The sequence below is a fragment of the Alishewanella longhuensis genome (assembly GCF_014653435.1).
Lineage (GTDB): Bacteria > Pseudomonadota > Gammaproteobacteria > Enterobacterales > Alteromonadaceae > Alishewanella > Alishewanella longhuensis.
The window spans coordinates 193846-213740 of sequence record NZ_BNAO01000001.1; the positions used below are offsets into that span (position 1 = coordinate 193846).

19 protein-coding genes are annotated in these 19895 nt (G+C 44.6%); 10 read left to right on the forward strand and 9 right to left on the reverse strand.

Features of this window, described 5'->3' with window-relative positions; genetic code table 11:
* The first annotated feature begins 172 nt into the window (after positions 1-172).
* Both IE163_RS00845 and IE163_RS00850 read left to right on the forward strand, forming a co-directional pair.
* Positions 173-871 carry a nucleotide-binding protein gene (locus IE163_RS00845; protein ID WP_189429234.1) on the forward strand — a complete coding sequence of 233 codons (699 nt, stop codon included), beginning with the start codon at positions 173-175 and terminating at the stop codon, positions 869-871.
* Entirely contained in the window at positions 828-1160 is a 333-nt protein-coding gene (locus IE163_RS00850) for a replication protein RepA (protein ID WP_229833384.1), read from the forward strand. Before IE163_RS00845 ends, IE163_RS00850 begins: the two co-directional genes overlap by 44 nt.
* 4 nt (positions 1161-1164) lie before the next feature.
* On the opposite strand, the gene IE163_RS00855 is transcribed toward IE163_RS00850, so the two are convergent.
* Positions 1165-1587, reverse strand: a complete 423-nt coding sequence (locus tag IE163_RS00855; protein ID WP_189429236.1) for a DUF3010 family protein — start codon at positions 1585-1587, stop codon at positions 1165-1167.
* A 15-nt stretch (positions 1588-1602) separates the two neighbouring features.
* Entirely contained in the window at positions 1603-1965 is a 363-nt protein-coding gene (locus IE163_RS00860) for a hypothetical protein (RefSeq protein WP_189429237.1), read from the reverse strand.
* Between the two features lie 176 nt (positions 1966-2141).
* On the opposite strand from IE163_RS00860, the gene ccoG reads away from it, so the two are divergent.
* From ccoG to IE163_RS00875, 3 genes are all read left to right on the forward strand, one after another.
* The gene (gene ccoG / locus IE163_RS00865; protein ID WP_189429238.1) at positions 2142-3569 is read left to right on the forward strand and encodes a cytochrome c oxidase accessory protein CcoG; all 1428 of its coding nucleotides are present in this window, start codon (positions 2142-2144) and stop codon (positions 3567-3569) included.
* On the forward strand, positions 3556-4569 hold the full coding sequence (locus IE163_RS00870; RefSeq protein WP_189429239.1) for a serine/threonine protein kinase: 1014 nt from the start codon (positions 3556-3558) through the stop codon (positions 4567-4569). Before ccoG ends, IE163_RS00870 begins: the two co-directional genes overlap by 14 nt.
* A 110-nt stretch (positions 4570-4679) precedes the next feature.
* Positions 4680-5315 carry a thiol:disulfide interchange protein DsbA/DsbL gene (locus IE163_RS00875; protein WP_189429240.1) on the forward strand — a complete coding sequence of 212 codons (636 nt, stop codon included), beginning with the start codon at positions 4680-4682 and terminating at the stop codon, positions 5313-5315.
* Between the two features lie 143 nt (positions 5316-5458).
* On the opposite strand, the gene IE163_RS00880 is transcribed toward IE163_RS00875, so the two are convergent.
* Together IE163_RS00880 and IE163_RS00885 are read right to left on the reverse strand one after the other, a co-directional pair.
* Positions 5459-5848: a DUF4920 domain-containing protein gene (locus tag IE163_RS00880; protein WP_189429241.1), complete on the reverse strand. Its 390-nt coding sequence runs from the start codon at positions 5846-5848 to the stop codon at positions 5459-5461.
* Positions 5849-5963: 115 nt separating this feature from the next.
* Complete coding sequence (locus IE163_RS00885) at positions 5964-8006, reverse strand: S9 family peptidase (protein WP_189429242.1); 2043 nt, start codon at positions 8004-8006, stop codon at positions 5964-5966.
* Between the two features lie 341 nt (positions 8007-8347).
* Here IE163_RS00885 and IE163_RS00890 point away from each other — a divergent pair, with 341 nt between their 5' ends.
* Together IE163_RS00890 and IE163_RS00895 are read left to right on the forward strand one after the other, a co-directional pair.
* Positions 8348-8962 carry a YitT family protein gene (locus IE163_RS00890; protein WP_189429243.1) on the forward strand — a complete coding sequence of 205 codons (615 nt, stop codon included), beginning with the start codon at positions 8348-8350 and terminating at the stop codon, positions 8960-8962.
* Between the two features lie 39 nt (positions 8963-9001).
* Positions 9002-9520, forward strand: a complete 519-nt coding sequence (locus IE163_RS00895; RefSeq protein WP_189429244.1) for a DUF6942 family protein — start codon at positions 9002-9004, stop codon at positions 9518-9520.
* Here IE163_RS00895 and IE163_RS00900 read toward each other — a convergent pair.
* Positions 9504-9962 carry a hypothetical protein gene (locus IE163_RS00900; RefSeq protein ID WP_189429245.1) on the reverse strand — a complete coding sequence of 153 codons (459 nt, stop codon included), beginning with the start codon at positions 9960-9962 and terminating at the stop codon, positions 9504-9506. The two genes, IE163_RS00895 and IE163_RS00900, sit on opposite strands and share 17 nt — an antisense overlap.
* Positions 9963-10092: 130 nt before the next feature.
* Between IE163_RS00900 and IE163_RS00905 the strand changes: the two genes are divergently transcribed.
* The 3 genes from IE163_RS00905 (at position 10093) to IE163_RS00915 (ending at position 12595) form a co-directional block, all read left to right on the forward strand.
* Positions 10093-10533 (forward strand): hypothetical protein, encoded by a 441-nt coding sequence (locus tag IE163_RS00905; RefSeq protein ID WP_189429246.1) that lies wholly within the window; start codon positions 10093-10095, stop codon positions 10531-10533.
* Between the two features lie 159 nt (positions 10534-10692).
* A complete protein-coding gene (locus IE163_RS00910) occupies positions 10693-10920 on the forward strand; it encodes a hypothetical protein (RefSeq protein WP_189429247.1) in 228 nt (75 codons plus the stop codon).
* Positions 10921-11026: 106 nt separating this feature from the next.
* Entirely contained in the window at positions 11027-12595 is a 1569-nt protein-coding gene (locus IE163_RS00915; RefSeq protein ID WP_189429248.1) for a DNA cytosine methyltransferase, read from the forward strand.
* Here the strand turns inward: IE163_RS00915 and IE163_RS00920 are convergent.
* The 4 genes from IE163_RS00920 to IE163_RS00935 are packed head-to-tail and all read right to left on the reverse strand — an operon-like array spanning position 12592 to position 19843.
* A complete protein-coding gene (locus IE163_RS00920; protein WP_189429249.1) occupies positions 12592-14658 on the reverse strand; it encodes an AIPR family protein in 2067 nt (688 codons plus the stop codon). The two genes, IE163_RS00915 and IE163_RS00920, sit on opposite strands and share 4 nt — an antisense overlap.
* The gene (locus tag IE163_RS00925) at positions 14651-15616 is read right to left on the reverse strand and encodes a PD-(D/E)XK motif protein (RefSeq protein ID WP_189429250.1); all 966 of its coding nucleotides are present in this window, start codon (positions 15614-15616) and stop codon (positions 14651-14653) included. The genes IE163_RS00920 and IE163_RS00925 overlap by 8 nt, the downstream gene beginning before the upstream one ends.
* Entirely contained in the window at positions 15603-18344 is a 2742-nt protein-coding gene (locus tag IE163_RS00930) for a Z1 domain-containing protein (RefSeq protein ID WP_189429251.1), read from the reverse strand. Before IE163_RS00930 ends, IE163_RS00925 begins: the two co-directional genes overlap by 14 nt.
* Complete coding sequence (locus IE163_RS00935) at positions 18341-19843, reverse strand: ATP-binding protein (RefSeq protein ID WP_189429252.1); 1503 nt, start codon at positions 19841-19843, stop codon at positions 18341-18343. Before IE163_RS00935 ends, IE163_RS00930 begins: the two co-directional genes overlap by 4 nt.
* Positions 19844-19895 lie beyond the last annotated feature (52 nt).

Below are 19895 nucleotides of genomic sequence, written 5' to 3' on the forward strand. Positions count from 1 at the left end.
CCGTATTTCCGGATATTCTGATTTAACCTATGCTTATCTAAGGTGGGTGCTAAGGGCCGTAGTTATCTTCTTGCTGTTCTGCCCTAGAGATATTGCAAACATCGCCTACACTTAACAGGTGTAACGTCAGATCAGACAGCTGATGCTGAGATCCAACATAGAGGGTGCACAAATGATTTTGTTAGTTGGTGGTGAAAAAGGCGGCAGCGGCAAAAGTTGTCTAGCACAAAATATTGCGGTTTATTTTTCTAGAGATAAAAATGCCAATGTAATGTTGGTAGACTGTGATCCGCAGCGCACCACATCTGACTGGGTGCAAGAGCGCCATATGAATCCTAATCTGCCTTGGCTTAACTGCGTGCAAATGTACGGTAAAATCCGCTACGAGTTAAAAAGCCTGGAAATGCATTATGATATTGTAGTGGTTGACTGTGGTGGGCAGGACAGCGTAGCGTTACGTTCAGCGATGGTTGTCGCCAGTCACGTGTTATTTCCATTAAGGCCCAAAAGACGCGATTTAAAAACACTAGAACATTTGGAAGATTTAGTCAGTGCCTGTAATGTAGTAAATCCTGAGATGATTGTCGGGTGCGTACTAACACAATGCCCGTCTTTACCTAATCAGGCAAATCGTATTTTAGATGCGAAAGAAGTGTGTAAAAGTTTTAATCTGCGGGTTTTGGAAAATATTACGTACAGCCGCAATATTTACGATGATAGCGAAGAAAAAGGTTTATCGGTGATGGATGTCGATAATGATGGTAAAGCATCGTCTGAAATTCGGGCTATTATTGAAGAGTTGTTGTCGATGAAGGCGATACAAGAAGATGGCGCTAAGCGACCTGAAGAAAAAGTCTTTGCCGTCAAATAAACCCAGCTTTAATGCTGAAGAGTTTATTGATGATGCAAACAATTATGCCCTGGGGCTGCCGCAAATTGTCAGTTTGCGGCCGCTGCTCGCGTCGGAAGATGATGCTGCCAAGTTACCGATGCGGCACGCCACCTTTACCTTGAGCGAAGAAGCTATTTTGGCATTAACTGAGCTCAGCGCCCTAACGGGAGAGCCTAAGTCAAAGTTAATTCGCAAACTTATTTTGCGTGCAACCCAAGCGGTGCAAATTGATTTGGCTCAGGTTGCGCCTAAGAAGCCAAGCCGTTAACAAATTAGCGGGTTAAAAACGCATAAGCGGTTATATAAGCTGTTTCCTGAAAGGCTTTTAAGCCAGTAGCTTTAAAATCCACCGGTAACGGGTGGCGTTTTATTTGTTCTTTTTGCGCTGTACCCGACATAATAGTGGTTGGGCAAGTATCAATAAGTTGCAGTGCCGCTTCAATCTTAAAGCCTACCGCACCACCAGCAAACTTACCTTTTTGTGGCCGCTCTTTAATGATCAAATGTTCAATCTTATAGTCTTCAATCAGCTTTTTCATCGCAAATTGGAATTTGCGGACGCTTTCTGCATCGTAATCTTGTGTTAATGCTAACCGGTTTAGTCGGCAATCGGGCAGGGCGAATAAACCTTGGTCTTTGCTCATTAAACACAAAATTGCTTCACTGCCTTTAATTTCGATACCGCAAACGCGCATAAATTAAGTTTCCTGTTAGTTGCCCATTAAGCGGGAATAGTATTCTTCAACAATAGCGCAGCTTTTATGCAAAGGCTCACCAAACAATACTGGGTTAAAATCTTTATCAATACAGTAACGTTGCCGAAATTGCACAATGCTTGCCTTATCAGCCGACGCTTTGGATAGTAATTCTTGCTGGCCTTGCCCTAATGTTTTCCCCAGTTCTGAGAATTTGCGCTGAATAGTGCTAAGGGCCTGACTGTCACTTTGCCAACTGTCAGGTACCATCTCGAGTACATGCTCATATAGCGTGTCCCGATATGGCTTGATAGGTTCTTTGCCGGAGAAGGTAATAACGAGTAGTACCACAAAGGTAAACCAAAAAAATTTTTTCATTTACTTCGCTTGTCGCTCATAGCAGAGGTCATTATGGCTATTCTAGCGGAATTCAGAGTTTTCCGCATCCTTTGAATATTAGGGTTATTTTATATCAAATAATTTTGGTCCAAGACTGGTATACTATAACTCTCTCCACATCCAAGCCGGCAAAAAGTTTTCTTTGAGGAATTATCGTGGATAAGCAAAAAATTGATGTAAAAAATATCCCGGTAGAGGTTCAAGTTCATCGCCCTGATGGCAGCACTACCGCCAAATATGCTTCCCGTGACCGTATCTATGTTCGTGCTGTGAAAGGCCTGCACCAGAGCTTACGCCGCAATATGGGCTTTGTTTTTATGGCGCTGTTTTTTGTGCTGCCCTGGATCCAATACAACGGCCATCAGGCTATTTTGTTAGACATTTTCGAGCAAAAATTTAATATTTTTGGGCTCACTCTATGGCCGCAAGATTTTACCCTGCTGGCCTGGATCTTTATGATTGCTGCCTATGCACTCTTTTTTGTCACCACCTTTTATGGCCGGGTCTGGTGCGGTTATTTATGTCCGCAGTCAGTATGGACCTTTATCTTTATGTGGTTTGAAGAGAAAATTCAAGGCACCCGGAACCAGCGTATGAAGCTGGATCAGGAACCAATGAGTGTTAAGAAATTCTGGAAAAAGGCGCTAACACATTTTTGTTGGCTGGCCTTTGCGTTATTTACGTCGCTAATTTTTGTTGGTTACTTCACGCCAATAGCGCCGCTGTTTATGGATTTCTTTACACTGCAAGCCGGTTTTTGGGCGGTGTTGTCGGTGCTGTTTTTTACCGTCTGTACTTATGGTAATGCTGGTTGGATGCGCGAAATTATGTGCACCCACATTTGCCCTTACGCGCGTTTCCAGTCAGCGATGTTTGATAAAGACACCTATACCGTTACCTATGACGAAAAGCGCGGCGAGAACCGTGGCCCGCGTAGCAAAAAGGATGTGCAGTACAAAGAGAAGGGACTAGGTGATTGTATCGACTGTAACCTTTGCGTGCATGTTTGCCCTACCGGTATTGATATCCGCAATGGCTTACAATACGAATGCATTAACTGTGGCGCCTGTATTGATGCCTGTGACGACACCATGGAAAAAATGGGCTATCCGAAAGGCCTGATTAGCTATACCACCGAGCATACGTTGCAAGGCCGGCCTGCCAAAGTGTTTCGCCCGAAACTGGTTGGTTACTTTTTAGTGTTGGTGATTGTCTGTGTGGCTTTTGTGGTTAACTTGTCTATCCGTAAACCGCTGGAGTTGGATATTATCCGCGATCGTGGTGCTCTGTACCGGGAAACACCAGAGGGCTTAATTGAAAACACCTACACACTCAGTATTATTAATAAATCGCAGCAAGAAAAAACCTTTGCTTTGGCGGTAACTGGCGTAGATAACATTAACTGGATTGGCCCTGAACAGGTAACGCTGGCAGGAGGCGAAAGCCGTAATGTGGTGATTAGCTTGTCGTTAGATCCATACTATGCGAGTAAACCGGTACTGGATCTTACCTTTAGTATTAGCGATACTGCGGCACCGGAAATAAGTGTTTCGCAAGGGAATAAATTCTTTGCTGGCCGTTGATAGTACGCAGCGTTTTGATTTCTCAACGCTGCAGCCCGATCTTATTCTTGATGCCTTGCATCATTATGGCCTGGACGTGAGTTCAGGTTTGTTGCCACTTAATAGCTACGAGAATCGGGTCTACCAGTTTAGTGCTTATCGGGATGGTGCCAGTCTGCCACAAAAACTGGTGGTAAAGTTTTATCGGCCTGAGCGCTGGACGGCAGCACAAATTAATGAAGAACATCAATTTGCCTTTGAATTGGTCGAGGCCGAGATCCCGGTCGTTGCCCCTTTGTTGTTTGCCGGTAGTAGCTTGCTCGAATATCAGGGCTTTTTGTTTACGGTTTTTCCTAGCCGTGGTGGCCGTACCCTGGAAATTGATAATGATGATCAATTAGCCTTACTCGGTCGCTTTTTAGGGCGGATGCACCTGGTAGGGCAAAAGAAGCCCTTTGTGGAGCGCCCTGAGTTTAGTATTCACAGCCATCTGCAGCAAAGCCAACAGGTGTTGGCAACCCTTGATTTGATCCCACAGTATTTACGACCGGCCTTTGACTCGGCTTTACAACAAGTCATAGCTGAAGCCAGTCGCCAATATAAGCCCTCTCGTCTAATCCGGCTACACGGTGATTGCCATGCTGGTAATCTGTTTTATACCGGTGAAAGCCCGTTCTTTGTAGATTTAGACGATTGCCGCAACGGCCCGGCCATGCAGGATATCTGGATGATGCTTTCGGGCGATCGCCAGCAGCAGCGGCTGACCTTAGAGCTGATGCTTGAAGAGTATGAACAGTATTGCAGCTTTGATTTAGCGGAATTAAAACTGATCGAGCCACTACGTGCTATGCGTATGGTGCACTACATGGCGTGGTTGGCTCGCCGTTGGCAAGATCAGGCGTTTGTAATGAACTTTCCATGGTTTGCAACAGACAAATACTGGGAACAACAGTGCCTGGCGTTAAAAGAGCAGTTGGCGTTTTTACAACAGCCTGCGCTAAGTTTAGTGCCAGACTACTGACACTTTGCTAAGCTAATTTACCTAAGGCAGCACATTGCTGTGCTGCTCAAACGAACAATGCGTTAAGTACCAATTTTAAACGCGCTATTTTGTGGAATTGAGGATAATAAATGAACAAATGGTTAGTGGCTGCGCTTGCCGCCGTGATGTTGCCACTGTCAGCAATGGCAAATAATTTTCAGCAGGGTAAACACTATGAAGTGATTGCCAGCCAAAAGTCTGCCAGCCCGGAAGTGAAAAAATATTTTTCTTTCTACTGCGGAGGCTGTTATGCCTTCGAACCGTTGGCGCAAAGCCTAGCGCGTAGCTTACCAGAGGGTACTGAGTTTAAGCCGGTGCATGTCGATTTTATTCGCGCTGCCGCCCCTGAGATTCAAAATGCCCTGGCGCGGGCCTATATATCTGCCAAAAATCTAGGTAAAGGTGATGAGATGGCCAACGCCATCTTTAATCAGATCCACCGCAATCGCGTTCCCTTTAGATCAGAAGCCGATGTGCGTAGTTTAGCACTGATCAACGATATCGAGGCTGAGGCTTTTGATCGTGCGATGCGCAGCTTTGCGGTGCGTGGTGCGGTAGGGCAAATGGCCAAAGAGCAAGAAGAGCTGAGCAACAGCCGGGTATTAACTGGCGTACCTATGCTGGTGGTTAACGGTAAATATAAAATTTTGAACGATGGTTTAAACCCACGTAATATGCAAAAAGAGCTGCAGGAACTGGTAGAGTTTTTATTGGCTAAAGACTAAGCAAGTTACGGCGCTAATAAGCGCCGTAACCAACAAACCAAGTAACTAATAAACCAAGTAAATGATAAGCTAAGAAAACCCTGGGCAATATTACCCGGGGTTTTTTATGGTTACCGCTTTAATCCGTGCGATGCTAACTGGACTTATTCGGCAATTTCTACTGCGGTAGGTACTAACTGATAAGCATCAGCATTGCCTTCACCTTGCGACCATACTTTTACCACACCTGTCGCATAAGCCGTTTTGCCCTTAGCGCTTAATGGAAACAGCATATCGCCATCACGTACCTTGATCCGAAAGCGTGGTTCATCTTCGGCAGTCGCCAGTGTCATCCAACAATTTTGCTTGCTGCAGACGCCAGTCACTTCACCCACAACGGTTACTGTCTGTTCCAGGTAATCTGCCGGTTTAGTCAGTATTTGAGCAACGGCGGTAACTTGCTGTTTGTTTACCGTATCGCCAAAGGTGATATTGGCGGCAAGTAATGGGGAGCATACTAAAAGTGCTGCGCTAAGTAGTAACGGCTTCAACATATGAGTTCCTAAGATAAGTATAACTGACGATCGATTTTTAACCGGCAGTGGCCGAAAAGCAATAAAAAACGCAGCCAAATGCTGCGTTTTTCAAAACTGTAGTTAACGCTTAAGTTTAACGTGCGCCCGGCTCAGCAAAGCGGATCATCCAGTCTTTTACTTGGTTATACCAATAAATAGAATTATTCGGTTTTAAGATCCAGTGGTTTTCATCCGGGAAGTAAATCATCCGCGATTCTACACCACGGCTTTGCAGGGTGCGGAATAGCTCAAAACCCTGACCTACCGGCACGCGATAGTCTAGCTGACCATGGATCACCAGCGTTGGCGTATTAAAGTTACCAGCAAAATAATGTGGCGAAATGCTTTTATAAATTTCTGGGTTATCCCAGTAATTACCAAAGCGGGTTGAGTGCACGGCAAAGTCAGCTGACATCTGTGAATACATATTGTATACCGCAGCATGGATCAGCAGCGCTTTAAACGGATGCTCAGTGCCTAATAAAATAGAAGTTAAATAACCACCGTAACTGGCACCACCGGCAACCATACGATCACTATCAATCCACGGCTGGTTCTGGAACCAGGCGGTCGCTGCTTGTATATCGGCCAGAGGCTTAGTGCGCCAGTCTGGATTAATGGCATCGGCAAAGTCCTGCCCAAAGCCACTAGAGCCATGGAAGTTTGGCCAAGCCGTCACATAACCCCAAGAAGCAAAGGTTTGCGCATTCCAACGATAGCTAAAGCTGTCGCCAATGGCATTGTGCGGGCCACCATGAATTAACAGGAATAATGGGTATTTTTTGCTCTTATCAAAGCCCGCTGGGTAATGCACCCACATTTGAATATCGTTACCGTCGGCGCCTTTATAAGTTACCGATTCATAAGTACCCAGCTCAGTTTGCGCTAGTAGCTCATCGTTAAAGCTATCTAAACGGCTGGTTTTACCGTTACGGGTATCAACAGCAACTAAGCGGGCTGGGTATAAAAAGCTTTCATTGGTGGTGACCAGCGTATTATTACCGGCTAAAGCAGGGCTACCAAAGCTGGTATCTTTGGTAATAGCACGGTGCTTACCATTGCGGGCCTCGATATGATACAAACGGCTGGTGGCAGCGTCATCTACGCTGGCATAAAAACCGCGGCTGTCTGCACTCCAGATAAAGTTATTAACCGAGCGATCCCAGTTAGTGGTGAGCTCGCGGGTCGTTTTGGCCGCTAAGTCATATACCATTAAACGGGCGGTATCAGCATAGAAGCCGTGGATACGCTGCCGGCTAAACGCTAGGCTTTTGCCATCCGGGCTAAAGGTTGGGTTGCTATCCGGTGCCTGGTTATCCGGGGTGATATTGTCGGCTTTATCGCTACCAATGGCCGCTAAGAAAATATCGATTTTCGGATCAACGGTATTGCTTGAGCCATTGGCATTAAAGGCGATATAGCGCTCTTGCGGATGAATATCGTAGCTGCCGGCGCTCTGGCTTGAGCGCGGTAATTCTAAACCCAGTGGTTGGGTAACAGGCTGAACTTCGCCCCCTTTCGCCGCAATACGAAACACATGTGCTTGGCGGTTTTCGTCAATCCAGTGGTCAAAATGTGAATAGGGTAAGGCATTCCACTGCCAGGCCGACATTTTTTTATCTTTATTGGCTTTTAGCTGAGTCGCCATTTCTTCCCAGGTTTTACCAGGCCAAACGCGGCTGATAAAGTACAGGTGCTCGCCTACCCATTTAATGCCATATACGCCGGTCGGCACTTCGGTTAAGCGCTGTGCTTCGCCCGGGGTGGTTAATGGCAGCAGATAAATCTGGCCTGCATCGTCTTTATGGCGCTGGCTAATAAAGGCCAGGGTTTTGCCATCGGGCGAAAAGGTGGCTTCGCTGGCACGCATACCATCGGCCGTTAACGGGCGCTGTTGTTTGCCATCGGCACTAAATAACCATAAGCGGGTATGGCCTTGATCGGCTTTTACATCAAAACGGGTAACAGGGGCAACAATAAATTTGCCATCTGCGGAGGCAGTAGGCGAGCCAATGCGCTCGAGTTGCCACATGCGCTCAATACTTAAACTTTTATCTTCTGTGTTTGTTGCTGCGTAAGTTGCAAATGCCATCACAGGCAGCAAAACAAACAACAGCAATAGCTGTAGTTTTCTCATTATACGACTCCGGGTTGTCAGGGTTTTTCTTAGATTTCTGCCCAGATGTTAGCATAATCAGCAAGGATCTCTTTGGATTTTGCCGCAGCAGTTTGCACATTAGTCGGAAATGCGGCCAATGATGCAATGTCGCTGCCAGCTTGGCAGGCGTTAGCCGATTATCTGTTACAACAAAGCGAATAACCGCGCGAACACGCAGCCGGTTTTTGCTAATCGGCTGCGCTAAGTCAAAGGAATGCGGCTTTAGCTGGCAGTAATTCTGTCGTGGTTTGTTATAATAGGCAGCCTCAGTGTGCCGCTTTGGCATAGCTTGTCATTATTAAAACCCAAGAGTTATCATCATGCAAAACGCCGCTGCAGTCGAGGCTATGCCGCATAGCTGGCTGGAAGATATGTTAGCTATTCTCATCAGTACCCTGATGATTTCCTTTGCTGTTATCCTGATCCGGCAAGCCGGTGCCTTGACCGGTGGTACCGTAGGCTTAGCTTTTCTCATCCACTACCTTAGTGGTTGGTCTTTCGGCGTACTCTTTTTCCTGATTAACCTGCCATTCTATTATTTGGCTATCCGCCGTATGGGCTGGCGTTTTACCCTGAAAACCTTTACTGCCATTAGTTTGGTCTCAGTATTTTCTGATATGCATCAGCAATTTATTCATTTTGAACAACTAAACCCGGTGTATGCCACCTTATTTGGTAGTTTATTGATTGGCTTAGGTCTAATCGTGCTGTTCCGGCATAGAGGCAGTTTGGGTGGGGTAAATATTCTGGCGCTTTATCTGCAGGAGCGTTACGGCATTCGCGCGGGTAAACTGCAAATGGCAGTAGACTTAAGCATCGTGATTGCCTCGTTATTTGTGGTTAGTTGGTCAATACTGCTCGCTTCAATTGGCGGTGCCATAGTGCTTAATTTGATTATTGCTATGAATTTCCGGCCAGGGCGCTATATTGCTTAAGCAAAATGTCGGGCAAGATGGGTATTGAGAGAGAGAATAATGAGGATAGCAGCAGGCTTTGGTGACGAACATGCACAGATCAGGGTATATGTTGCCAAACGCCCGCCGATGCAGGAATACGCCTATTTACCTGCAATGCAGCCACTGCTACAGGGTGAAATAGCGCTGATTAATCAGGCCTGTGGCAACGGTTGGCGTAAGCTGTTTAATGTCTACGCCAAACTGCTGTTTGCTTTACCTGCCAGTTTTGGCTTCTTGCAACAAGCCAGCAGTTGGCAGGTATATCGCGACAGTTTTTTACTGCAAGCCAGCAGCAACACCGCTTTGCTCTTTAGCCCGCCACCGCTCAATTCCACCAGCAACACCATACATATTATTGCGGGCCGCACCTACGCCAAAGCCTTATTAGAACAAGGTTTGCCGCTACAGCTTAACTGGTTAAATGCCGAATTTGCTATTGATAACCACAACCGTGTGTTGGTGTGCCCTTACTTTGATTATCGGCAGCTTAACAATGAGAAAATTGGCTATCTAGTAAAGCTTATTGCGCAGTTGTAGATCTCGCGTCGGATACTTCAGCCGCGACTGCCTCAGCCCATGCCGCTTTTATTTTATGCAGTTGTACCAGCACCACCACGGTAATCATCAACCCTAGGCCAAAATATCCTGTAATTACAAGGTTATAAAGGTGCTCCGCCCCAGCAAGATAGCTTAGTATTAAACAGCCATATAATCCCCAATTCCTTCCTTGCAACAGGCCATAAAAGCTTACGATAAAAGGTACAAAAAACAGGCTCATGATTAGAAAGTATGTTGGCGTTCGCTTTACATTGATAGTGATAAAGTCGGGTAGGGTACTGGCAAACCAATAGCTGCTGACAACAAGGTAACTCAGACTATAAAATATTAAAGCAAGTGAACAAAAAAACTTAAACCAGCCAGGGATCAATTGACGTTTTCTTGCAAATAACAAGGCGGAGCTAGTGCTTGAAGTCTGCATATGACATCCTTGTTTATAAATTGTAAAAAGTATAGTAGGTGAATGTCGAGATGTAAATAAATACCTGGCTGTAATAAAACTGGCTTTTATCTTAATTAAGCTTTGTGCAAAGAGTGAGAGGATAGGTTGTATGAATTTAGCAGCACAGTTACAGCAGCTTTCAACCTTATTGAAACACTACCCGTTTGGCATTGGCGGTAGTTGCTTACTCTGGCATTTGGGTTTAGAAGCTAATCCCGGTGATATTGATCTTGTGTGCCTTGAAGAAGACTTTGCTGCCATTGCTAACTTGCTGGCCAAAACCTATCAGACAGAGCCGGCACCCTTAAACCCCAACTTTGTCACCCGACAATTCGCCTGTTTTAGCCAACCAGGAGCGCTGAATATTGACCTGATGGCTGGCATTGCCGTATTGCAGCAAGGCAAACGAGTTGAATGGACTTTTCATCCAGAGCGCTGCTACTGGCAAAACAATATTTGCTTTATGCCCGCCAGCGACTGGCTAGAACTGTACGCCCTGTTTAACCGCCCAAAGCGGGTGGAGACATTAAGGCGGTATTTGGCGGGGTAGTTTTCCGTTCCGTACACCGCTATTGAAAATGCCTTAATCAAACTGCATCTTACTGGTTGGTTTTATCTGTAAGTTTTCCCTCGATGTGACTTATCGTCCGTGGCCTTAGCCTGTTTGTTGTTAAATAATCAAGCTACCGAAATAACCGGGAGAAATGTCATGCATAAGTTTGTTGAGAATGAGAAAATCCACCTGCCTTATGAAGAAGAGGTAAACGGCTACACCATTTTTATTGACGTTAATCCTGACCATTGGCGTGGCGGTTTTGTCTGGTCGGTATGTATAGATGGTGCTGAGTTGGATTCAGGGCTGGCATTCGATGTGACTGATGCAATTGGCAGCGCGAATAATGCTATTGATGCGTTAGTGAGCTTTTTACGAAGTTGACGATGTCAGCGTAGAGCTTAAGGGGAATTTTAAAGCTGTTAACTCGTTGGCTATCCGAATATAATCTTGCACTTAGTTGTATGTCTGATGTTATTTTTTGAGGCTTATGAAACGGAATTCAATTCCTGTTGTTGATCTATTCGCCGGTCCGGGGGGGTTAGGCGAGGGTTTCTCTGCGTTTAATGACGGCAAGTCGTTTCATATTGTCGTATCCGCTGAAAAAGATCCTATTGCTCATAAAACCTTAAGACTTCGGGCGTTTTATCGTTTATTGCGGTCGGAACGACCTGAGCTGCTTTCAGACTATTACTCCTACTGCCACGGCGAAACAACCGAGCCTTACAGCGAAGCTTCCGAAGATTTATGGAAAAGAGCTGGCCAAGAAGCATTGTGCATTGAACTCGGCACTGAAGAAGGTAATGCCGAGTTAGACAAAGCTATAACATCTGCGCTTTGCAGCACACCTAATATTCCTTGGGTATTAATCGGTGGCCCGCCATGCCAGGCTTATTCACTGGTTGGCAGAGCACGCAATAAGGGTAAAGCAGACTATAAAGCTGAGGGTGACAACAGGCATTTCTTATACAAAGAGTACCTGCGTATCATTCAAAGATACCGGCCAGCGTTGTTTGTAATGGAAAATGTTAAAGGGCTATTGTCTGCCAAAGTGAATGATAGCCTTATTTTTCACGAAATTTTACGCGACCTCGCCTGTCCGGAGCGGGCGATTGAAGGCGTTTGTAATGGCGTGCGGTATAAAATCTTTTCTATGGTGTCAGACCAATCTTTCTCAGCTGAGGATGACCCGGCCAAATTGGACGCCAACTCTTTTATCATTAAAGCGGAAGATTATGGTATTCCGCAGGCTCGTCATCGTGTGATTCTGGTAGGGGTAAGGGAAGATATGGTATCAGGCCCCATACCTAATCTTGAAAAGCAGGAGGAAGTGAGTGTTGAAGATGCGATTGATGAGCTACCAAAGCTTCGCAGCCGTTTAAGCAAACAGCCTGATTCTCCCGAGTTATGGGCAGACAATTTAGGTATATTGTTAGATGAACTGGCCGACAGTGCTGTTGACTACTCCATGCAAGATATTGCAACTGGTTTAAAGCAGGCAGCAGGAAGCTTAAAAAAGCATTTTGATCACGGTGCAAATGTTTACCCCAAAAAATATGATGCTGAGACAGGTTCTGAGCAATTAGATGCTTGGTTGATGGATAAGAATCTTTCCGTCTGGTTAAACCATGAAAGTCGCTCACATCGCATCGACGATTTAGGCCGTTATGCTTATGCCGCTGTATTTGCCGAACAGCACAATAAATCACCAAAAGGACATGCTGAGTTTTTGTTACCCGGCTTAGCACCAGCGCATAAAAACTGGGAAAGCGGTAAGTTTTCAGACCGCTTCCGGGTGCAAACCCGAAACGGCCCTTCAAGTACCATCACCAGCCATATATCAAAAGACGGCCATTACTTTATTCATTACGATCCGGCGCAATGTCGCAGCTTGACTGTACGTGAAGCTGCGCGCCTACAAACCTTCCCGGATAATTACTTTTTCCAGGGGCCCAGGACTGAACAGTTTCATCAGGTTGGTAATGCTGTGCCGCCATTACTTGCAAATCAAATTGCCGCTATTGTATTGGATTACATTAACGGCGAGGGCGCAGGTTAAATTCCAAAACCCGTTTCTTTTAACTTATTCAAAGTTGTCAGAGCTATGGCACATTGTTTGTCAGTCGGTATCTTTCTGGGTATTGCAGTGCAGGTCTCAAGTATACCTCGTTCTTTTGGGCTAAGAAGATCTTTACTGATTCCCCATGCCAAAGCGGAGCGCCATAGTTCTGAGCCCAATTTAAAAACTTCTATCTCTGCGTTTACGCTCTGGTCAAGTTCCGCTGAACGTTTAGCATCTTTTACTCTACTTATGGCCATTTCTTTAGAAATACTAATTTTGTCTGGTTTCGCCATGTAATCTGCAGTTTTCTCTGCGACCCATTTCCAACATATTTCTTTTTTCGCCCACTCACTGGCGTTCTGGATACCCTTGGGTGGTGATGTGATAACTTCCTGCGCAATTTCCCCCGCTTCCAGTAAAGCGAGATTTAATTGGACAGGCAGCGTCTGATTTTTCCAAATCAAGTCAAAATCAATAACTTTATTAAGACGGTTAAGATCATAAACGACTTTAGCTAGGCCAAATGTAACAATATTCGCCCGGTAACCACCTTGATACCAGTCAGCATTTGACACAAGCTTCTCCATAGCGCGGAATAAAATAATCCTTGCTATAAGTCTTTTAAACCACAGTTCATCAAAAGAGTCGCCGTTACTTCCCCATGTCTTGCCTATATTCTTTGCAAACTCAGTGAAGTTTTTCTGTGCGCCCAAACTCACAATATGTGGCAAGCAACTAAAGGTATTTTCAATTTTTGCCAGATCAGTTTTGGTGAAAAACTGATTTTTTGGAAACTCAGCGTCAAATTTTTTGCGTTCAGCAATAGTTCTTCTGGCACGTTCGTCAGCATATTGTCCTCTTGCCCGCTCATAAAACCACTTAGTCTCGCGGTATCCTAATTCGCCTGCTGGCGCCAATAATTTACGCGATAGTTCTTCCACTTTTACGTGGAAAGGGTGGTTAGAGAAGAAATCAGCTGCGTTAACTTTATTTTGGCTGTTGGCGTATTCAGAAATTCTTGGAACTACTTGCTCAGTGAGCAAGTTTGGCACTATGGTTAGTTTCATTTGTACATGCACGTTTTTTAGTTGCTGTTCAAACAGCTTTCTTGCCGCATGTAAAGATGCTGTGGTTTGGCCTCCATTTACAATCTGAAGGTTGGTGGCGTTTGAAAGTACAAAGCCTTGTTCAGTTTTTTCCAGTTCAATACTATCCGCTGTCGCACTTAAGCCATTGTTATAGGCAAAGAACATATGGGGCTCGTCTCTGATAGTATCTCTGATGCCTTTGTTTACCTTACCGCGCGCCTGCAGAAAGCTTCTGACATTTGCTTCAAGTAGTCTTGGCCCCCATTTTTCATAAATGTTTGCCAGCTGCCAGCCAGGTATAACGGCCAGATAACTCTCAAAGGTATCACCGCCAGTCGAGGCTCTAAGAACCGGTACGCTGCCGCCAAAATCGTCGGCGAAGTTTATTACCAGGTCTGCTCTTGCCTGTCCTTGTTCAACAAACTGCTTGAGTCGCTTAAGATCCCAAACGCTCAGGCTAATTGGTTTATCATCCAGTGGCGCCAGCGGTTCGGCATCAGAGTGAGCATTGAAACTTGCATTAGTGGCAACGATAAATTTAATTTTTTCAATATTTTGCCATCTAACACTGATCAATTGAGCCAGACTGAATCCGTTACTGCTCTCCTCCAGAGAATTTCTGAAGTTTGCATCTAAACTGGCTTCCAGGAAGCGATATAACCTTTTCTGAAAGCTCTCTACATCAGCTTTATTTATCGCTCTGACTTCACTAGTAATGGCAAAATCGCAAAGAATCAAAGTGAGTATGTTGGCGTTTTCTACCGGGTCACCTCCATACCCATCAACTTTCAGGCTGTACCTACCAAATGAACCCTCATAATAGGCTCTGTTAGCCTCATCTATCTCACCGGTCTCGGTAAGTAAGTCATTTACTTTCTCAAAAAAAGCTTCTGCGGTGATCAACCCCTGAACGTCTGCATCACCCTGGATATCCGCAATCAGCTCCCGGTGAAATTCTATCAATTCACTCATTAGCATCACTCTCAAGAATCAGGCTTGTAGGATCCTGGTCTGTTATAAAGTCACCGCAGGCATCCAGTGCTATTGAGTACCTCACCATTTCTACGCCCAGCAACAGAGGGGGCATAATACGTGGGAAACCGTCCTTTACTTCATAGGTTTCATCTGCAAATAAATGCCAGCGGCGCTCTTCGTAATCATTTGCGGGGTCATAGCCGGTCGAATAAAGCAAATCTTCCCACTTATCAAAAGCATTCGTTGAGTTTTGAAACAACTTGGCAGTCAATACTACGTGGTCATGCAAAGTCAGCCCATCAGGGCTGACAGCTGATGCCACGTTTTGCACATTAAGAAAAAGGCGACAATCTTTGATATCTGCTAACTGTTCTGCCGATGAAATAGAGACATAGGGCTTGGCAGCGGCTCTTTTAGTTTTAACTTCGATGCAGGTATTTATGAACTCGAAATCCCGAGTTGCTCCGCCAGGTCCTGTCCATCCTTCAATGGCCATATCGGGACCAAGCTTTTCAACTAATTTACGTAAGTACGCAAGCTCACCAACGAGGCCTCGCTGTTCTTCAAGGGTTAAGCCGTTCGGTTTACCGCCTCGAAGCAAGTGATGCCATCGATATGTTCTTTGTATTGTTCGTGACAACGCTTCATTGATATTGTCCGCTGACTCGCCTGCATCTACCACATCGCGGCAAAGTGTTTCGAATACATCAATTTGACTCTGATCTTTAAGGGTAAGAACAAAAGCATAGCCTGAACTGACGCTTCTGAAATTTGCAGTTAAGTTTTTAAGTTTGGGCAAGCGAGGTAAAGGATCGGGTTTCTCCAATAAACGAAGCATTAAGCCGGGCACACCGGTTTCTGGTCTTACCCAGAAAAAATCAAATTTACCGTCGGCTTTTACCCTTAATGCCTCATCCTCACTTAGCTTATTCCAAGGACTCTCAGATATGATCATCAGCTAATAAATCCTCGTCTTCTTGATACTCTCCAAACATCTCTTGATACCGTATCGTATTAACTAAATATTCAACTTTATCAGATGGTTTATTTGATACAGGTAAGCTCATACCCCAAGCCACCACTGGTGACGATGGAATCCGTTCAGCCTTTGGATCACTTTCTTGACCTTTAGGTGGGGTTGCTTGAACATAATAAATAATTAGAAGTGGGCGGTCTCTAACCTTTCGATATATACCATCGGGGTAGTTTAATTTTTCAGTTGGGGTTTTCTGGTTGTTTCTGCGGTACTCTTCTTCCGCCTTTTCGGCCTTTATTGGATCGACACCAGCTTTCTCAACTCCTCGGCTGGCAACTCGCATTTTTTTGCCACTGAAGGACATGAAGTTATGCTTCAAGTCATCTAGGCACACATAACGTTGAATGGGTATTATCTCAACTCCAAGAGAATCGTCAAAAGTCCCTTTGTTCAAGCTTACGATTAGGACATCCCATTTAGAAACCTCATCATCTTTTCTTGGACGTAGGTAGGCTCTTACCGGTTCGGTTTTTGTTAGGATGCTTTGTTCGGCGTTGTCCCAACCCGATAAAAAATAATCAACAACATCAAAGTCAATCCCAACAAATAGTTGGCCCCATTTACAAGATTCTTTATGGAATTCGCCGTCAAAGCATTTTGCTATTAGCTCTCTAGCTAAACGTATATTATTTTCAATACTTTTCGGAGCAATTGATACTTTTGAAGTCTCAATAAATTCGTTTGATAGGCCTACAGAAGAAATTATTTTTCTTCCTGAGCCCATTTTGTTTCTTGCCGTAACCAATAAGGAAGCAGGGTGACTCCTCACGGCTAGACCAAATTGTTCTGGAGTAGCTTTTGCCTTTTCCATATCTTTGAGTTCATCATGTAACTCATTTGTAGCATTAGCTATAAAGCTGTACCAGCCAATTGCTTCGTCAGGCATCCATATACGACAGAGATCTTCATACCCTGTACGATAGCCAAACCAACGTCCCATCTGCATCAACGTGTCGTACATCATAGTGTTACGTAAAAACCACGTTATTGTGAGACCTTCCAGTGTTAAGCCGCGTGATAGAGCATATCCCCCAACTGCGATATATGACTTCCCTTTTGAACCGCTTTTCTCTTTTGGGTATTCTAGGAATCCGGAGTCTTTGTTAACCACAACAACAGAAGTTGCAGCTATAGCATCATGTAACTGTGCTTGGATTTTTGACCAATCAGCAAAATTATCTGCAAATTCCTCTTCCCATACTTGCTTTAAAGAGAATATTTCTGGGTCGCTTAGAGCCGCCTCACCTAACGATGCATTTAGCCTTACAGAGTTCTTAATTGTCTCAACGACATCATGGACTCTGTTTCTTATCTGTTTCTGTATAGGGTTTCTCCAACTTGCGTTTATTAACATTGAGCAGTGTTTGTGCTCCTCTCCCCTTAGATTACGAATAGTTCTTGCAAGCAAAAAAGATCGCACTGCTTTTATAAGTGAATTAGGTACATCATTTAAAATAAAATCCTGTTTGTGGTTTATCGGGAGAATGTCTTCGTTGTCTTGTATGGTTCGAAGCCATTGCGGCTCGTCGTCATCAGGAAGACCATCAATAAACACTTTAGTAGCCCCAAAGTAGTTATCTGGTGCATCTAAGCCAATAATAAAATCTGCAGGAAATAAATCCTCACCATGCATATCATCGTCTTGGTCAGGATCTATAAAGATATTTGCGAAAGGTGTTGCAGTGTATGCGACATAACAGCTTCGATGAAAAAGCTTAAGAAGGTCACGGATTTGACCGTTTATTGTCGTTATGAGCTTCTTTCCATATTTAGTATTAATACTTGCGTTATCAGCTTCATCGTCAATCAACAGCATAGGCTGTTCTATCATTTGCTGGTCACCAGAAGCACTATTGTCTTTTAACCAATCAAGCAAGTTCTGCAGGGTACGATGATTCTTTTTGATCACTAAAACAACTGGTTCGACATAATCACCAATTTGACTGCGGTCACTATCAGCTCTGCTTTTATTAAAGTCATGTATTCTTGTAGTTAGCGTTACTGGCCTCCTTTCTGCACCAAAATTGCCTGCTCCAATAACATACTTTCTGCCACCAACCACACGCCCCCACTCTTTACCTGAGTCGAACCCAATAAAACCTTCATCTATTCTTTCCTGAGTCTGATTTCTAAGGTTTGTATGGATACCAGCAATAATAATGATTAAGCGATAACCAGCATCTGCTGCTTTACAAATCAATCCTGTGTAATTCGCTGTTTTTCCGCTCTGAACATGCCCAACAACCATGCCACGACGATCCCATTGTTTTTCTAGGTAAGGATTTCCCAATCGGCTTAGAATAGTGTCTGTGACTTTGTCAGTGGTTCGAATTACGTCCTTAGGTAAGCCATTTTGAAGTAGCAGTTTTTCATATCTTGACCAGTAATATGGCGTTATCGAAGCTTTCGCATCATCCAACCACGGCTCGAACCCCTCTCCATCGACAACCGCTCCCAGCCCTGCCTTGATGCCCTGCTTAAACTCTATCTCCTTTGCTAGCTTTTCTAGCTCTTCGTCATTCAATCCTGGCGGAAAAACAGTCGCTACACTTTTAATAAACTCACGTAGCTCAGATTCGGATTTTCTAGGTTGGCTGAATAGCCCCATTTCCACCATATCTTTAACAGTATCAAAAATCGAATTCATGATTTCTTCCCTAAAAACTCTAAAAGTAATTCATTCGCTGATTCCCAGCGGTCACGAAGATACGGGTTAGCTTGCATGACGTTTTTAATGACGTCAGTGCTAACACCATTTTTTAATAAGGTTTCTGCAAGTGAATACACAAGATCCCGTAAATCTTCTATTTCCGCCTCAGCTGATACTACAGCTTCCGGGTTGCCTACTAATTCGGCATGAAGTGTATCGATAGGTAAGCCTGAACCTACCAGACGCAGACAGCGATAAAAGCCATCTTTAAGATCTTCGGGCAATTGATTGGCATAAGAGCTAAATACCGGGTGGTCGAGATTGGGCTTAAAGCTTATTTGACCGTTGGCGATTACGCGATTCCATAGGGGGTGCAAATCCTCATCAACTAACTTTTTACCTCTGGCACTGTAGGTTCTTTTTGATGTGCCAACAAAACGCTCAATAATCCGCTTTAATCGCTCGCGTACTTGAGGCGGTAACTGAGCGGAGGCTTTTTTAACATCAATCTTCCACTCTGAATCCATAGTGTTGGGGATGTCGATTGCGATTCTGCAGAGCTTAGTAAGTTCTGTTTGTTTTGTAAGGCCAAGCCAACCACCGGCAATGATAAGTCTGTCCTCACGATAGATATAGAGCCCCTGTGACTTAACATGGCCCTCGGGCCCAGCTAATGCATCCCAGTAATCAGAATCCATTTTTCTATGATGTGGTAATGTATGGCAGCGAATTCTGACATACCCTTTACTAAGTGGGATTACCTCTTCAGGATCTTTTTGTGTTGCCGGGTGGTCACTACAAAGTGGATCAAGTGGTTTAAGTTTTCGATTATTAAGGTATAAAGACAACCGTGGTTTAGTGCCTTCCAGAAAACGATGAAAAACCTGGCATAAATGCCTTTCTGATTTAACAAGCTCGGCGTTTGCATGTTCAATAGATTTACCCTGAGGCAGACTTGTCTCACCAAGAAGTCTGTCTAGCTTTTCCCAAATAACAGCAGTCCCATTTGAAGTTAATAGTTGGTAATGAGTCAGTTTCTCTGGATTGTCTATGATGGTTAGTGTCCAGTCGTTTCTAAATGCAACGTGATCAAGATCCCACCTGGCACAGGTATCTTTACCATCTTTGCGGCTAATTACTGTAAGTTGTCTGCACTGTGAGAAACTGGCGCTTTTCATACCGAGACCAAAGCGGCCAAGATCTTTTCGTAACCTTGCGTGCGTAGGGTTTTTAGCTCCAAGCTTCATGGCCTCCACAAGCTCGGCTTCGGCCATACCACTGCCATTGTCAACTATCGCGATATAAGGTGAATCTGAGGAAGTGATTGCCGTAATTCTTATCTCTGATGCGCCCGCCGTAATTGAGTTATCTACTATATCAGCTAATGCGGTTTCAAGGCTGTAACCAAAATCTCTGTGCCCCTCAATAAGTGAGGATGCATAGGGTGCAGCCTGAATTTCTCTTACTTGGTATTCTGAATCAGTCACTAATTCCATTTATAACTCCGAAAGACCGTCCCAACTTCCATTTAATCGAGAGATTTATCCT

What these genes read in the sequence shown, in the direction of transcription:
- IE163_RS00895 (WP_189429244.1), top strand. Translation starts at nt 9,002, where the DNA reads ATGAGGATAGCAGCAGGCTTTGGTGACGAACATGCACAGATCAGGGTA.
- IE163_RS00880 (WP_189429241.1), bottom strand. Translation starts at nt 5,848, where the DNA reads ATGTTGAAGCCGTTACTACTTAGCGCAGCACTTTTAGTATGCTCCCCA.
- IE163_RS00850 (WP_229833384.1), top strand. Translation starts at nt 828, where the DNA reads ATGGCGCTAAGCGACCTGAAGAAAAAGTCTTTGCCGTCAAATAAACCC.
- IE163_RS00925 (WP_189429250.1), bottom strand. Translation starts at nt 15,616, where the DNA reads ATGATCATATCTGAGAGTCCTTGGAATAAGCTAAGTGAGGATGAGGCA.
- IE163_RS00905 (WP_189429246.1), top strand. Translation starts at nt 10,093, where the DNA reads ATGAATTTAGCAGCACAGTTACAGCAGCTTTCAACCTTATTGAAACAC.
- IE163_RS00855 (WP_189429236.1), bottom strand. Translation starts at nt 1,587, where the DNA reads ATGCGCGTTTGCGGTATCGAAATTAAAGGCAGTGAAGCAATTTTGTGT.
- IE163_RS00935 (WP_189429252.1), bottom strand. Translation starts at nt 19,843, where the DNA reads ATGGAATTAGTGACTGATTCAGAATACCAAGTAAGAGAAATTCAGGCT.
- IE163_RS00890 (WP_189429243.1), top strand. Translation starts at nt 8,348, where the DNA reads ATGCAAAACGCCGCTGCAGTCGAGGCTATGCCGCATAGCTGGCTGGAA.
- IE163_RS00845 (WP_189429234.1), top strand. Translation starts at nt 173, where the DNA reads ATGATTTTGTTAGTTGGTGGTGAAAAAGGCGGCAGCGGCAAAAGTTGT.
- IE163_RS00920 (WP_189429249.1), bottom strand. Translation starts at nt 14,658, where the DNA reads ATGAGTGAATTGATAGAATTTCACCGGGAGCTGATTGCGGATATCCAG.
- IE163_RS00860 (WP_189429237.1), bottom strand. Translation starts at nt 1,965, where the DNA reads ATGAAAAAATTTTTTTGGTTTACCTTTGTGGTACTACTCGTTATTACC.
- IE163_RS00930 (WP_189429251.1), bottom strand. Translation starts at nt 18,344, where the DNA reads ATGAATTCGATTTTTGATACTGTTAAAGATATGGTGGAAATGGGGCTA.
- IE163_RS00915 (WP_189429248.1), top strand. Translation starts at nt 11,027, where the DNA reads ATGAAACGGAATTCAATTCCTGTTGTTGATCTATTCGCCGGTCCGGGG.
- IE163_RS00900 (WP_189429245.1), bottom strand. Translation starts at nt 9,962, where the DNA reads ATGCAGACTTCAAGCACTAGCTCCGCCTTGTTATTTGCAAGAAAACGT.
- IE163_RS00875 (WP_189429240.1), top strand. Translation starts at nt 4,680, where the DNA reads ATGAACAAATGGTTAGTGGCTGCGCTTGCCGCCGTGATGTTGCCACTG.
- IE163_RS00885 (WP_189429242.1), bottom strand. Translation starts at nt 8,006, where the DNA reads ATGAGAAAACTACAGCTATTGCTGTTGTTTGTTTTGCTGCCTGTGATG.
- IE163_RS00910 (WP_189429247.1), top strand. Translation starts at nt 10,693, where the DNA reads ATGCATAAGTTTGTTGAGAATGAGAAAATCCACCTGCCTTATGAAGAA.